The sequence below is a fragment of the Edwardsiella hoshinae NBRC 105699 = ATCC 33379 genome, from assembly GCF_000474215.1.
Classification (GTDB): domain Bacteria; phylum Pseudomonadota; class Gammaproteobacteria; order Enterobacterales; family Enterobacteriaceae; genus Edwardsiella; species Edwardsiella hoshinae.
The window spans coordinates 99254-112981 of sequence record NZ_BAUC01000005.1 but is presented as its reverse complement, the minus strand read 5'-3'; the positions used below and the strand labels follow the sequence as shown (position 1 = coordinate 112981).

Below are 13728 nucleotides of genomic sequence, written 5' to 3'. Positions count from 1 at the left end.
CCGGCTGATTTTGCTATGAGGAGTACCCGTGAAGTGTAAAGGTTTTTTGTTTGACCTGGATGGAACCCTGGTGGATTCATTGCCGGTGGTGGAACGTTCGTGGATTAACTGGGCCAAGCGTCAAGGGATCAATCCTCAGCAAGTACTGGCGTTTATTCATGGCAAGCAGGCGATTACCTCTTTGCGCCATTTTTTGCCGGATGCCGATGCCGCGCGTCTGGAGGAGGAGTTTGCGTGGCTGGAGGAGCTGGAGTCGCGCGATACCGACGGTATCGTGGCCATGCCCGGCGCTGCCGAGTTGATCGCCACGTTGCAGACGCTGCAACTCCCTTGGGGGATCGTCACGTCTGGCACGGTGCCGGTCGCTTATGCGCGCTGTAAGGCCGCGGGCTTGCCGAAACCAGCGGTATTTGTCACCGCCGAACAGGTACAGCGTGGCAAGCCGGAGCCGGATGCCTACCTGTTAGGCGCGCAGAAGCTGGGCCTTGCGCCGGGCGCCTGCGCGGTGGTCGAGGACGCCCCCGCAGGGATCTTGGCCGGTTTGACCGCCGGTTGTCAGGTGATTGCCGTTAATGCGCCCGCAGAGACGCCAAAACTGGATAAGACGACCTTGGTATTGCGTAGCTTGGCGCAAATCACCGTGACCCGTGTCGGCGATGAGGCTGAGATCCTACTGACGCAAGATTAAGCGTTCAGCCGATCGCTCCCGGCGGCGAGGCCTCGCGTTACGTCTCGCCGCCGTCTCTTCTGGCCTCGATACCTGATACCGCCTATACGCATTTTCGCCAGGGCGCGGTGCGTCCACGGGTGCCCCCGTCTCAGCTCCCTCCACCTCGTTACATGCCGCCGGTTCAACGCGAAGGGGGTCGCTATGGCTATGGCACGCGTTTTCCTGCTGGCGCCATAGCATTCCGCTTTCCTGTGAACTTGCTTGTGCTAAGCGCTCCACTCCACGCATTCCATGTCCATATCGCCTCGCCGCGCTCATTTGCCAGCGTGCCGCCGTGGGGCGAGAGACTTGTCATCTCGCCATGATGAATGAGAGAACAGGGCGAGCGCCGAGGCAGGCGATCAGCTTACCCGCCGCCGCTAGCCGAGGGGGATTACGGCAATAGGCGTACGGGTAGTGGCATGCGACGGGCTGGCGCCGCCTTTCCCTGCCGCCAGGGGACGGCGAGGCGGATGAAATCCCCCTGCATCCCGCGCTTATTTTGTGGCATAGTGAATAATAGCTAACCCGTTTGTGTTATCCATGGTTGATGGATAGGCCCTACGTTCGTGGGGGAACAACGGCAGGAGAGGGATTGCAATAGGGAGAGCCCGTGAACGGTCAGTTAGTGTGGGTTTTGAGTCTGTTGGTGGTTGCCATCATTCTGTTCGCCACCAACCGGCTGCGTATGGATGTCGTCGCCCTGCTGATCATCGTGGCGTTTGTGTTGAGTGGGACGCTAACGTTGGCCGAGGCGACGGCCGGTTTCAGTGATCCCAATGTGTTGCTTATCGCTGCCTTGTTCGTGATCGGCGATGGCTTGGTGCGTACCGGTGTCGCCTATCAGGTCGGCGAGTGGTTGATGCGGGTAGCCGGTGACAGCGAAGCCAAGATGTTGGTGCTGTTGATGGCGACGGTCGCCACGCTGGGGGCGGTGATGAGTTCGACCGGGGTGGTGGCTATCTTTATTCCGGTGGTGTTGAGTGTGGCGGCGCGCATGAAGACCGCGCCGGGCCGCCTGATGATGCCGCTGAGTTTCGCCGGATTGATCAGCGGTATGATGACCCTGGTGGCGACGCCCCCCAACATGATCGTCAGCAGTGAACTGGTACGCGAAGGCTTTTCCGGCTTACGCTTCTTTAGCGTTACCCCGATCGGGGTGATGGTGCTGCTGTTAGGCATCGGCTACATGTTGGTGGTGCGGCATTGGCTGGGCGCGACGACGCAATCCTCCGACAAAGAGCACTGGCAGCGGCGTACTTTCCGCGATCTGATCCGTGACTATCGTCTGGCTGGGCGCGCTCGGCGCTTGGCGTTGCGCCACGGTTCGCCGTTGATCGGTCATACCTTGGATGAGTTGCATCTCCGCGCGCGTTATGGTGCCAATGTGGTAGGCATCGAGCGCTGGCGTAAGTTCCGGCGGGTGATGGTGAGCGCCTTTGGCGATACCGAGTTGAAGGCGCGCGACGTGTTATTGATCGACATGTCCGATCCTGAGGTGGATGTGCGCACGTTTTGCGCCGAGCAATGGTTGGAGCCGATGGTGTTGCGCGGCGAGTATTTTTCGGCGCAGGCGCGCGATGTCGGCATGGCTGAAGTCACTCTGGTGCCGGAAGCCGAGGTGATTGGTAAAACTCTGCGTGAGGTAGCGTTTCGTACCCGCTATGGGCTCAATGTGGTCGGCATTCGACGTAATGGCGGCGCGCTGGAAGGGAAACTGGTGGATGAGCCACTACAGATGGGGGACATCCTGTTGGTGATCGGTAGCTGGCGCCAGATCCGCCAGTTGCGTCAATTGCAGCAAAATGCGCGTAATTTTGTGGTGTTGAGCCTGCCGGCGGAGGTCGACGACGAAGTCCCGGCGCTCTCGCAAGCACCCCATGCCCTGTTCTGTCTGGCGTTGATGATCGCCATGATGCTCACGGCGGAGATCCCCAATGTGATCGCCGCCCTGATCGCTTGCCTGCTGATGGGGAAGTTCCGTTGCATCGATATGGAGAGCGCCTATAAGGCGATCCATTGGCCTAGCCTGATCCTGATCGTCGGTATGTTGCCGTTCGCCTTGGCGTTGCAGAAGACCGGTGGCATCGAGCTGGCGGTGCGTGGCTTGACCGAGGCCGTCGGCGGCCTGGGCGCGCGCGGTATTCTCGGCTGTCTGTTTGTGCTGAGTGCGGTGATCGGCCTGTTTATCTCTAACACCGCCACCGCCGTGTTAATGGCGCCGATCGCCATCGCAGTGGCGCGTGAATTGCAACTGTCGCCTTACCCTTTCGCCGTTATCATCGCCATCTCCGCCTCGGCGGCCTTTATGACCCCGGTCTCTTCCCCGGTGAATACCCTGGTTCTGGGGCCGGGTAACTACCGTTTCGGTGACTTTGTCCGCGTCGGCGTCCCCTTCACCCTGTTGGTGATGGTACTCAGCGTGGCGGTGGTGCCCTGGTTGTTTCCATTCTGAGGGAGCCCCCCGGTTTGGCGGGGGGAGCGGCTTACAGCGGCGTATCCTGGCTTATCTCATCCAGTGACAGCGTGAAGCTGGGGACGAATACCGTCATGAAGTAGTCCATCTCCGGGCTATGGCGTTGTGCCAGGGTCTTCTCCAGGCGCGCTTTGGCCAACAGAAACTCTTGGTTGCCGGCGGAGAGCTCTTCCAGACACTTGAGGTAGGCGCATAAGGCGTCGGCCTGCTTGATGATCTGGCGCTCCTCCTCGGGGTAGTGGCGCTCGTCGATCAAGGGTAGAAAGTCTTGGCGTAACTCGGCAGGCAGCATGGCCAGCAACTTCTGCTGCGCCACCGCCTCGATCTTCTTATATTCGTGAGCGATTTGCGGATTGTAGTACTTGATCGGTGTCGGTAGATCACCGGTGAGAACCTCACTGGCGTCGTGGTACATCGCTTGTAACGCTACGCGCTCCGCATCCACGCTACCGCCGAATTTACGATTTTTGATGATCGCTAAGGCGTGAGCGACGAAGGCGACTTGAAGACTGTGTTCGGAGACGTTTTCGGTGCGCACATTACGCATCAGCGGCCAACGGCTGATCAGCTTTAGACGGGCCAAATGGGCGAAGAAGTGACTTTGGCTAGAACTCATGGCGGTGTTATGCCTGTCGCAATAGAAAGGGTGTTGCCATTATGCGCTAAAAAAGCGTACGGCGCCCGTCGGCGCCGTAGTCGATCAGTATTTCTGATGGTAGCCCGCGAGGAAGCGCCCCAACTTGTGGATCGCGCTATCCAGTTCGTCCACACGGGGAAGGGTGACGATGCGGAAGTGATCCGGCTCCGGCCAGTTGAAAGCGGTCCCCTGCACCAACAAGACTTTCTCCTGTAGCAACAGATCCAGCACCATCTTCTGGTCGTTGTGGATGTTAAAGCGCTTGGTGTCGACTTTGGGGAACATATACAGCGCACCGCGCGGCTTGACACAAGAGAGGCCGGGGATCTGGTTGATCAACTCCCAGGCCCGGTTGCGCTGTTCATACAGACGACCGCCGGGGCAGATAAATTCGCTGATACTCTGGTAACCGCCCAATGCGGTTTGGATGGCGTGCTGCATCGGTACGTTAGCGCACAGACGCATGGAGGCCAGCATCTCCAGCCCTTCGATGTAGCCTTTGGCGTGCTTTTTCGGCCCACTGAGTACCATCCACCCCTGGCGGAAGCCGGCGACACGGTAAGTCTTCGACAGGCCGTTGAAGGTGATCACCAGCAGATCGGGGGCCAGTGAAGCGATAGAGATGTGTTGGGCATCGTCATACAGGATCTTGTCGTAGATCTCATCGGCGAAGATGATCAGATTGTGCTCCCGCGCCAGATCTACGATCTGTTCGAGCAAGGCCTTGCTGTAGACGGCCCCGGTCGGGTTGTTGGGGTTGATGATGACAATGCCGCGGGTGCGCGGGGTAATTTTACTGCGGATATCGTCGATGTCTGGGAACCAGTCCGCTTGCTCGTCACAGCGATAATGGACTGCATGGCCGCCGGAGAGCGCCACGGCGGCGGTCCATAATGGATAGTCGGGCGCCGGTACCAGCATTTCGTCGTTGCTGTTGAGTAAGGCCTGCATGGACTGCACGATCAGTTCGGAAACACCGTTACCGATGTAGATGTCTTCGACGGTGACGTCATGGATGTCGCGGGCCTGATAGTGTTGCATAATGGCCTTACGCGCCGAGTAGAGTCCCTTAGAATCGCTGTACCCTTGCGCCGTCGGTAGGTTTCGGATTACGTCGACCAGGATTTCATCCGGGGCCTCGAAGCCGAAAGGGGCGGGGTTACCAATATTCAGTTTGAGGACTTTGTTACCTTCTTCTTCCAGACGTTTGGCTTCTTTCAGTACCGGGCCGCGAATGTCGTAACAGACGTGGTCCAACTTATGGGATTTTTCAATCGGAGACATAACACAATGGCCTTAATGTGATTCAGCGTTGCCGCTGACGGATCGGTGTCCTTACTGACACGGCAATCAAAATACTGTACTCCCCACGATCGGGCTTTAGAAGACAGATGCCTGTTTTTAGTGCAAAACAGTATTATTTGGCCATAATTGTTAGCAAAAAAAATGGAATTACTGCTTTTTTGTGAAGTTTTTAACTTAAATATGTGTATAGATCGGAATTTAATTTTGGTTTCAGCGTCGAGCTACGTAAAGTTGAGAGAACAGTAGAGGGAGAATCGGGTGAAAAAATCAAGCCAAGTACCGTGGGTGGCCCCCTTGTCGCGGCTACCGTTTAGTCTGATGCCGTTGCTACGTCTACAGCGTCGCCACTATGGTATGGTGCTGAATCCTGTCCGCTGGTGGGGGCGCTTCCCGCGTCTATTTTGGCTGATCGCCCTGTTTGTCGGTTATCTCGAACGCCGTCAATCCTCGCTGACGCCTAGCCTGCGCGCCTTGGTGATGACCCGAGTTTCCCAGCGTTGCGATTGTGCTTTCTGCATCGATGCCAACAGCCTGCGACTGGCGCAGCATAGTGGATCGCTGGAGAAGGTGTTGGCGGTAGCCGACTGGCAACAGGCCGACTGTTTCGTGAGCGCCGAGCGCGCGGCCTTAGCTTACGCCGATGCGGTGACTGCGACGCCGCCGCAGGTGACGCCTGAATTGCAACAAGAGTTGCGCCGTCATTTCGATGATCGCGCCCTGACGGAGTTGACGGCGCTGGTGGCGTTTCAGAATCTCTCGGCGCGTTTTAACGCCGCGTTAGCCATTCCCGCGCAAGGTTTGTGTACGCCACCGACGGGACGCTCAGGGGGCGAAGATGCTTGATCGTTACCTGCACCCCCCGTTGAAACCCGTACTGGCGCGCCTGGCCGTAGGCTTGGATCGTCGCGGCCTGCGTGCCGACCATTTGACCCTGGTGGGCTTCGCCATCGGGGCGCTGGCGCTGCCGCTGCTGGTGATGCAACAGTATGGCGCGGCGCTGCTGGCGGTGGGGCTAAACCGATTATGCGATGGTTTGGATGGGGCTCTGGCGCGTCGGCAGGGCTTGAGCGATGCTGGCGGATTTCTGGACATTTCCCTCGACTTCCTCTTCTATGCCTTGGTACCGTTAGGCTTTGTCCTGGCCGATCCTCAGCATAATGCCTTGCCTGGCGCCTGGTTGCTCTGTGCCTTCATCGGCACCGGTAGCAGTTTTTTGGCTTTCGCCGCGCTGGCGCAGAAACATCGCCTAGAGACGCTGGCCTATCCGCATAAGTCGTTCTATTACTTAGGCGGATTGACGGAGGGGACGGAGACTATCGCGTTATTCGTGGCGTTTTGTCTCTGGCCGACGTTGTTCGCTCCGCTGGCCTGGCTGTTCGGTGCCTTATGTTGGTTTACGACCTTGACGCGGATCTGGGGCGGCTATCATACCCTGCGCCGAGTGGCGCAGGGGAAGGGCGAGCCAACGCCCTAGAGGGGGAGCATTACCAACTGCTCTCTGGGCCGCGCTCGCCGTGCACTTGCGGATTGGCCGGATTGGCGGACCATTCGTACCAGCCGCCATCATAGACCCCGATATGCGGCCAGCCCATGGCGCGGGCGTACATGAAGGCCTCGGAGGCGCGCCAGCCGGTACCGCAGTAGAAAGCGACCTGTTGGTTCGGTGTGATATGCCAGGCGCGCCACATGGCGGCGATATCATCCGCAGAGCGCATGGTACCGTCTGGGTTGTGAAAATCTTCCATATGGGTCGCATCGCTTCCGGCGTGGCCCCAACGGGCGCCGGCGATCTCCCCTTTAGGCTTGATATAGCTATAACCACTGGTCGTGCCGATGAATTCCGGCCAAGAGCGGATGCTGACCAGGGAGGCATCGTGGCGTCCTAATAGTTGGCGGGCCTGTGCCGTCGAGAGCATCAACTGCGGCGCGCCCGGTAGCGGGGCACCGAAGTCGGGGGCTGGCGTTGGGGCGGCGGGCAGGCCACGTTCGACCGGCAAATCGGCTTGTTGCCAGGTTTGGAAGCCGCCGTCTAACAAGCGCACATCTTGTACGCCGGCATACAATAGGATCTGCGCGACCCGGGCGGCGGCGTAGACGTCGCGACCGTAGAGGATCACGGTGGTATCATGGCGAATGCCTTGTTTAGCCAGCAATGCCTTCAATTGGGCGTCGGGGACTTTATTCCACAGCGGTTCGCTTTCTACCGTATTGGTGTCGATGTAACCGGCTCCGGGAATATGGCTGAGCAGATACTGTTTCGGCGCCCCCCAGGCCGCCTCGAACAGCTTCCATGCTCCGTGCGGAGCGTTGGCGACCGGCTTACCCTGTTGCAGATCGGCGATCCACTGTGGGTAGACCAGCTGTTCATAATGTGCCAGGCGCTGCAAGCGTGCCGGTTGTGTCAGGGCATCGCTTAGCGTGGTGACATGGTGGAAACCAAGCTGAGTGAGGCGTTGCGTTACCGCGCTGATCTCGGCTGGGTTGCCATACAGCGCCAGGGTTTGTTGTGGCGTGATATGGTGGGCATCGGCCCACTGGCGCAGTTGCTCCTCATTCATCTGCGGCAACCAACTGGCGGCCAGATTCAGGGCTCCGGGTTCATGACCGGAGAGGCCCTGAGCGGGCCAGCCATTATAGAAGGCGCTGGGGCGGGTATCGATGATGACCCCCTGTTGTGCCTGGAGGGCGGTGAGCGGCAGTGCCTGGGTGGCGGCGCTGGCGTTCAGCGAAAGGGTCAGCCATAGGGCGGCGAGCAGTGCAAAGAACGGTTTCATACACCATTATCCATCATACAAAAGTACGCGAGAGAGTGGGCGATGCTACACCAATCCGCGTTAAACGCACAGTCGTTAGCCTGCTAACTTGGCGCGGGTGACACGTCGCTGGCGATTTGGCCGAGTGAGAGAGTGAGAGAGGCGATGTCGAACGGAATGAAAAGGGGACTCATCGCGCTGGCGCTGATCGCCGCGCTGTTGCTGGCCGGGGGAAGCGCCATGCATCAACAACTGGCGCAGATCTGGCAATTGCTGGCGTCATTGGATATCGACGCGTTGCTTGGCTACCTGCGTAGTTTCGGCCCCTGGGCGATGGTGGTCTCTTTTTTCCTGATGCTTTTTCAGGCCTTGGCCGCCCCCTTGCCCGCCTTTGTCATCACCTTGGCTAACGCCGCCTTGTTTGGCTGGTGGCAGGGGGCTTTGCTCTCATGGTTTAGCGCCACAGTGGCGGCAGCCGTTTGCTTTGTCCTTGCTCGTCTATTAGGGCGCGATGCGCTGGCGCGTTGGCTCGCCGCACCAACGTTGCAGCGTTGCGATCGCTTCTTTCAGCGTTATGGCCGCTATACCGTGCTGATCTGCCGCCTACTGCCTTTTGTCTCTTTCGATGCCGTGAGTTATGCCGCCGGTTTGACTGCGATGGGCTTTGGGGAGTTTCTGCTGGCGACTGCGATCGGCCAACTACCGGCAACGCTGATTTATTCCTATGTCGGTGCGATGTTGAGCGGGAGTTTGCAAATGATAGTCTGTGGCTTATTGGTATTATCGGCAATAAGCATTATGATTTACGCAATCAAGCACCAGCCAACGGCTAATGATTAATTTAAATTAATATTTCTTGACCATTAAAAGGATATCGCGCATATGGATTGCATTAACTTTTCTTAACTGTTCGCTATAGGCGAAGCTTTCATTCTGTCGAATCTACCGTAAAAGAAAAAACCCTTTATTATCATTGTGTTGATTGCGGCATTCTGCCGCAGGTTCACGATTCCTTGTAGTATTTTGCAGCAAAAAAGTAGTTGATTGCCCCTATGTTTTCTTTGTCATTTTCAGCCATAATTATTGATAACGTAGCGTGATCTTTATCGTTCTGTTAGCTAGGGATTGAGGTGAATTATTGCAATTTCTAGCCGGGCTAATCTTAACCTTAAAGATTGTCCTATTGTCGAGAATGCCAGGGTAAATTATTTTTGATTTATAACGAGAAAAGATATGAGCAACGGACCACGTCCCCCCATCAATCTGGATTTGGATTTACTACGCACCTTTGTCGCTGTTGCGGACGTAAAAACGTTCGCCGCCGCCGCAACCTGTGTACAACGCACCCAATCGGCTGTGAGCCAGCAGATGCAGCGCCTGGAACAGTTGGTGGGAAAAGAGCTATTTGCCCGTCAGGGACGCAATAAGTATCTGACTGAGCATGGCGTCCAGTTGTTGAGTTATGCCCGCAAGATCTTGCGTTTTAACGACGAAGCTTGCTATTCATTGCTCAATGACCATCTGCAAGGCACATTGGTGATCGGTGCGACCGATGACAGCGCCGATAGCATTCTGCCACAACTGCTTGGCCGCTTTACTGCACTCTATCCTAAGTTGGCGATCGATGTGCGCATGCAGCGCAACGCCGATATCCGCCTCATGTTGTTGAATAATGAAGTCGACATGGCGATTTACACCGGCCGACGCGAGCCCGCATTACCCGGGATGCTGTTGCGTCGCTCACCGACGGTGTGGTTTTGTGCTACCGACTATGACTTTACTCCCGGTGCGCCGTTGGATCTGGTGGTATTGGATGAACCCAGTGCCTACCGCGATCTGGCCACTGCGGCATTGGATGCACAGGGGCGGCCTTGGCGCTTGGCCTATGTCGCCACCACCTTGCCGGCCCTTCGCGCGGCGTTAAAGGCAGGATTAGGGATCTCGGCGCGACCGATCGAGATGATGAGCTCGTCGTTGCGCGTTTTGGGGGAGGCTGACGGGTTGCCGCGTTTGCCGGATACCGAATACAGCCTGTGCCTGGCGTCGCACTGCACCAATTCCTTGGCGCAGGCCTTGTTCGATGCGTTGCGTGAGGGCGGGACTTCGGCGTTGGACGCGGGATCACTCGCATTGATTGCGCCAGCGGATGATAATGCATTGTGAATGTTTATCTATAAAACGATATATTATTCGGCACTATAATTAATTTATTGAATATTACCGGCGCTCGGCGCCGGTTTATCCTATTTTCTCCTCTTGTTTTCCTCTCCCGTGACTTTTCATTTTATAAATAGAAATCATTCGCAATAAAGCGTAAGGGAGCGCTGCGTTGTCATTTAGACTGGAATAAACCGCGATTTTTATTAATATCATCACAGGATTAAACGTGCGCTAGATCATAAAAATGTCGCAGATACCTCATCCTATGGACAGGCATGGCGTCAATAAATGATATAGTAGAAACCATACGTTCACGTTTTTTTACATTCCAGCCACGTTTATTGGGTATTTTATACTGCTGATCAACGTTTGGATGTGCGAGAATCTGTTCGTATGTTTATTTTTTGTTAACATGACTTGCATTTAACGTTGCTAATGTTGACAAAAGGTTATCAAGAAGAGTAGAACACACAGGATACATACGCTGTCTGTGTCAGTGGGTGCATCGGCCAACGAGCAGCCGCTCCTGTGATGATTTCCTTCCCTTGGGCGTTGTGGTGATTGCCGGCTGGAGCGATTCGGCAACGGCAACTACCGCGTTAAATGAGTAAGCATAGAGTATGTCAACAGCCACTGAAGTTATCGCCCAGCATTGGGCATTCGCCGTTTTTGTCCTCGTCGCTCTCGGACTGTGTGGGTTCATGTTGCTTGGGGCGTACGCTCTGGGGGGCAAGGCGCGCGCGCGCACCAAAAATATCCCCTATGAATCCGGTATCGACTCGGTCGGCTCAGCCCGGTTGCGTCTCTCCGCCAAATTTTATCTCGTCGCCATGTTTTTCGTCATTTTCGACGTCGAGGCGCTCTATTTGTACGCTTGGTCGGTTTCCGTGCGTGAAAACGGCTGGCTGGGTTTTGCCGAAGCCGCCCTGTTTATCTTGGTGCTGCTGGCCGGCCTATTTTATCTGGTGCGTATCGGTGCCCTGGATTGGACCCCCGCCCGCTCTAAGCGCCGTATTACACATGAAAGTACTATCGTCATGACCGATAAGCGTCCGCAGTAACACTGGGTGTGACGCTAGGATTTACCCGCTTTATCAAGATATGAGGCAACAAAGATGGATTACACGCTGACGCGCATCGATCCTGATGGTGACAATGATCGCTACCCACTGCAAAAACAGGAGGTTGTAAGCGATCCCTTAGAGCAACACGTGCACCGCAGCGTCTATATGGGCAAGCTCGATCATGCATTGCACGATATGGTCAACTGGGGGCGCAAAAATTCGTTGTGGCCTTACAACTTCGGTCTCTCCTGCTGCTATGTGGAAATGGTGACATCGTTCACCGCGGTGCATGACGTGGCGCGTTTTGGTGCGGAAGTTTTACGTGCCTCGCCGCGTCAGGCGGACTTTATGGTGGTTGCTGGCACCTGCTTTACCAAGATGGCACCGGTCATCCAGCGCCTGTATGACCAGATGCTGGAGCCGAAATGGGTGATTTCCATGGGGGCCTGTGCCAACTCCGGCGGCATGTACGACATCTATTCCGTGGTGCAAGGGGTGGATAAGTTTATTCCGGTGGATGTGTATATCCCGGGTTGTCCGCCGCGGCCGGAGGCTTACATGCAAGCGCTGATGCTGCTGCAAGAGTCGATCGGTCAAGAGCGCCGGCCGCTCTCTTGGGTGGTGGGCGATCAAGGGGTTTATCGCGCCAACATGCAGTCGGAGCGTGAACGCAAGCGAGCAGAGCGCATCGCGGTGACCAACCTGCGTACCCCCGACGAAATTTAAGCGCGACGCGGCGGGTCGCCGCGTTTGCCGTTGGCCTTTAGCCCGTTTTGCCCCGCGCTGGCGGTGGCAAGTGTCATTCAATGCGTGGTGATAAAAAATTATGACAGATTCGACGACGCACGATCGCGAGATGCCGGCGTGGCAGACCCACGACCATCTCGACGATCCGGTTATCGGGGAGTTGACCAAGCGCTTTGGGCCGGAGGCGTTTAGCGTCCAGCCGACCCGGACCGGCATGCCGGTGGTATGGGTCAAGCGTGAACAGTTGCTTGAGGTGATGGCGTTCCTGAAACAGTTGCCGAAGCCTTATGTGATGCTGTTCGATTTGCACGGTATGGATGAACGCCTGAGAACTCACCGCCAAGGACTGCCGGCGGCGGATTTCTCCGTGTTCTACCAGCTGATTTCCATCGATCGTAACCGCGACATTATGCTGAAAGTCGCCCTGGCCGAGCAAGATCTGCATCTGCCGACGGTGACCCGTCTGTTCCCTAACGCCAACTGGTATGAGCGGGAAACCTTCGACCTGTTCGGCATCACCTTCGACGGTCATCCTCATTTGACGCGTCTGCTGATGCCGCGCACCTGGCAGGGACACCCGCTGCGTAAAGACTACCCGGCCCGTGCCACTGAATTCGATCCGTTCGAGCTAACCAAGCAGAAGCAGGATCTGGAGATGGAGTCGCTCAAGTTTCGCCCGGAAGAGTGGGGCATGCAGCGCGGCACCGCCAATGAAGACTTTATGTTTCTTAACCTGGGGCCGAACCATCCGTCATCCCACGGTGCCTTCCGCATCGTATTGCAGCTGGATGGGGAGGACATTGTCGACTGTGTACCGGACATCGGCTATCACCATCGTGGTGCCGAGAAGATGGGCGAGCGCCAGTCCTGGCACAGCTACATCCCCTATACCGATCGTATCGAATATCTGGGCGGTTGCGTCAATGAGATGCCTTATGTCTTGGCGGTCGAAAAGCTGGCCGGTATCGAGGTACCGGAGCGGGTGAAGGTGATCCGCGTGATGCTCTCCGAGCTGTTCCGCATCAATAGCCATCTGCTGTACATTTCTACCTTTATCCAGGACGTTGGCGCCATGACGCCGGTATTCTTCGCCTTTACCGATCGTCAGAAGATCTATGACATCGTCGAGGCGGTGACGGGCTTCCGTATGCACCCTGCTTGGTTCCGTATCGGTGGTGTGGCGCATGACCTGCCCAAGGGCTGGGATCGTCTGTTACGCGAGTTCCTGGAGTGGATGCCGAAGCGCCTGGACTCCTATGTTAAAGCAGCGTTACAGAACACCATCCTGAAGGGGCGCTCTGTCGGCGTGGCGGCCTATAGCGCCAAAGATGCGCTGGCCTGGGGTACCACTGGCGCCGGCCTGCGTGCCACTGGCATCGCTTTCGACGTGCGTAAGTGGCGTCCCTATTCCGGCTATGAGAACTTCGAGTTCGAAGTCCCGACCGCCAGCAACGGTGACTGCTATGACCGTGTGATGCTGAAGGTGGAAGAGGTGCGTCAAAGTCTGCGCATCCTGCATCAATGCCTGAAGAACATGCCGGCGGGACCGTTCAAGGCCGACCATCCGCTGACCACACCGCCGCCGAAAGAGCGCACCTTGCAGCACATCGATACCCTGATCAACCACTTCCTCCAGGTTTCCTGGGGCCCGGTGATGCCGGCCAACGAATCGTTTCAGATGGTCGAAGCTACCAAGGGGATCAACAGCTACTACCTGACCAGCGATGGCAGCACCATGAGTTATCGCACGCGTATCCGTACACCGAGCTATGCGCATTTGCAGCAGATCCCTTCGGTAATCCGTGGCTGTCTGGTGTCCGACCTGATCGTGTACCTCGGCAGTATTGATTTTGTTATGTCAGATGTGGACCGCTAAC

The 13728-nt window shown here is 56.7% G+C and carries 12 protein-coding genes; 9 read left to right on the top strand and 3 right to left on the bottom strand.

Translation table 11 applies throughout. The annotated features are described in order from the left end of the window. The first annotated feature begins 28 nt into the window (after positions 1 to 28). Both EHO01S_RS02790 and EHO01S_RS02785 read left to right on the top strand, forming a co-directional pair. Complete coding sequence (locus tag EHO01S_RS02790; protein ID WP_024522531.1) at positions 29 to 688, top strand: sugar phosphatase; 660 nt, start codon at positions 29 to 31, stop codon at positions 686 to 688. A 634-nt stretch (positions 689 to 1322) separates the two neighbouring features. Next, positions 1323 to 3164 carry an SLC13 family permease gene (locus EHO01S_RS02785; protein WP_024522530.1) on the top strand — a complete coding sequence of 614 codons (1842 nt, stop codon included), beginning with the start codon at positions 1323 to 1325 and terminating at the stop codon, positions 3162 to 3164. A gap of 31 nt (positions 3165 to 3195) precedes the next feature. Here the strand turns inward: EHO01S_RS02785 and yfbR are convergent, their stop codons facing one another. Next, the gene (gene yfbR / locus EHO01S_RS02780; RefSeq protein ID WP_024522529.1) at positions 3196 to 3801 is read right to left on the bottom strand and encodes a 5'-deoxynucleotidase; all 606 of its coding nucleotides are present in this window, start codon (positions 3799 to 3801) and stop codon (positions 3196 to 3198) included. An 84-nt stretch (positions 3802 to 3885) separates the two neighbouring features. Beyond that, a complete protein-coding gene (locus EHO01S_RS02775; protein ID WP_024522528.1) occupies positions 3886 to 5106 on the bottom strand; it encodes a pyridoxal phosphate-dependent aminotransferase in 1221 nt (406 codons plus the stop codon). 279 nt (positions 5107 to 5385) lie between these two features. Between EHO01S_RS02775 and EHO01S_RS02770 the strand changes: the two genes are divergently transcribed. Continuing rightward, the gene (locus EHO01S_RS02770; protein ID WP_024522527.1) at positions 5386 to 5970 is read left to right on the top strand and encodes a carboxymuconolactone decarboxylase family protein; all 585 of its coding nucleotides are present in this window, start codon (positions 5386 to 5388) and stop codon (positions 5968 to 5970) included. Further along, entirely contained in the window at positions 5963 to 6601 is a 639-nt protein-coding gene (locus EHO01S_RS02765) for a CDP-alcohol phosphatidyltransferase family protein (protein ID WP_024522526.1), read from the top strand. Before EHO01S_RS02770 ends, EHO01S_RS02765 begins: the two co-directional genes overlap by 8 nt. A 10-nt stretch (positions 6602 to 6611) precedes the next feature. On the opposite strand, the gene EHO01S_RS02760 is transcribed toward EHO01S_RS02765, so the two are convergent. Further along, on the bottom strand, positions 6612 to 7901 hold the full coding sequence (locus tag EHO01S_RS02760; protein WP_024522525.1) for a rhodanese-like domain-containing protein: 1290 nt from the start codon (positions 7899 to 7901) through the stop codon (positions 6612 to 6614). Positions 7902 to 8045: 144 nt separating this feature from the next. Here EHO01S_RS02760 and EHO01S_RS02755 point away from each other — a divergent pair, with 144 nt between their 5' ends. The 5 genes from EHO01S_RS02755 to nuoC all read left to right on the top strand — a co-directional run bounded on the left by EHO01S_RS02755 (position 8046) and on the right by nuoC (position 13727). Continuing rightward, on the top strand, positions 8046 to 8720 hold the full coding sequence (locus EHO01S_RS02755) for a TVP38/TMEM64 family protein (RefSeq protein WP_024522524.1): 675 nt from the start codon (positions 8046 to 8048) through the stop codon (positions 8718 to 8720). A gap of 393 nt (positions 8721 to 9113) precedes the next feature. Further along, the gene (locus tag EHO01S_RS02750) at positions 9114 to 10043 is read left to right on the top strand and encodes a LysR substrate-binding domain-containing protein (RefSeq protein WP_024522523.1); all 930 of its coding nucleotides are present in this window, start codon (positions 9114 to 9116) and stop codon (positions 10041 to 10043) included. 617 nt (positions 10044 to 10660) lie between these two features. Continuing rightward, positions 10661 to 11101, top strand: coding sequence for an NADH-quinone oxidoreductase subunit A (locus EHO01S_RS02745; protein WP_024522522.1), 441 nt, complete (start codon positions 10661 to 10663; stop codon positions 11099 to 11101). A gap of 54 nt (positions 11102 to 11155) precedes the next feature. Beyond that, positions 11156 to 11830: a NuoB/complex I 20 kDa subunit family protein gene (locus EHO01S_RS02740; RefSeq protein WP_024522521.1), complete on the top strand. Its 675-nt coding sequence runs from the start codon at positions 11156 to 11158 to the stop codon at positions 11828 to 11830. Positions 11831 to 11930: 100 nt separating this feature from the next. After that, the gene (nuoC, locus tag EHO01S_RS02735; protein WP_024522520.1) at positions 11931 to 13727 is read left to right on the top strand and encodes an NADH-quinone oxidoreductase subunit C/D; all 1797 of its coding nucleotides are present in this window, start codon (positions 11931 to 11933) and stop codon (positions 13725 to 13727) included. The last annotated feature ends 1 nt before the right edge of the window (position 13728 follow it).

What these genes read in the sequence shown, in the direction of transcription:
- yfbR (WP_024522529.1), bottom strand. Translation starts at nt 3,801, where the DNA reads ATGAGTTCTAGCCAAAGTCACTTCTTCGCCCATTTGGCCCGTCTAAAG.
- EHO01S_RS02775 (WP_024522528.1), bottom strand. Translation starts at nt 5,106, where the DNA reads ATGTCTCCGATTGAAAAATCCCATAAGTTGGACCACGTCTGTTACGAC.
- EHO01S_RS02765 (WP_024522526.1), top strand. Translation starts at nt 5,963, where the DNA reads ATGCTTGATCGTTACCTGCACCCCCCGTTGAAACCCGTACTGGCGCGC.
- EHO01S_RS02760 (WP_024522525.1), bottom strand. Translation starts at nt 7,901, where the DNA reads ATGAAACCGTTCTTTGCACTGCTCGCCGCCCTATGGCTGACCCTTTCG.
- EHO01S_RS02755 (WP_024522524.1), top strand. Translation starts at nt 8,046, where the DNA reads ATGTCGAACGGAATGAAAAGGGGACTCATCGCGCTGGCGCTGATCGCC.
- EHO01S_RS02750 (WP_024522523.1), top strand. Translation starts at nt 9,114, where the DNA reads ATGAGCAACGGACCACGTCCCCCCATCAATCTGGATTTGGATTTACTA.
- EHO01S_RS02745 (WP_024522522.1), top strand. Translation starts at nt 10,661, where the DNA reads ATGTCAACAGCCACTGAAGTTATCGCCCAGCATTGGGCATTCGCCGTT.
- EHO01S_RS02740 (WP_024522521.1), top strand. Translation starts at nt 11,156, where the DNA reads ATGGATTACACGCTGACGCGCATCGATCCTGATGGTGACAATGATCGC.
- nuoC (WP_024522520.1), top strand. Translation starts at nt 11,931, where the DNA reads ATGACAGATTCGACGACGCACGATCGCGAGATGCCGGCGTGGCAGACC.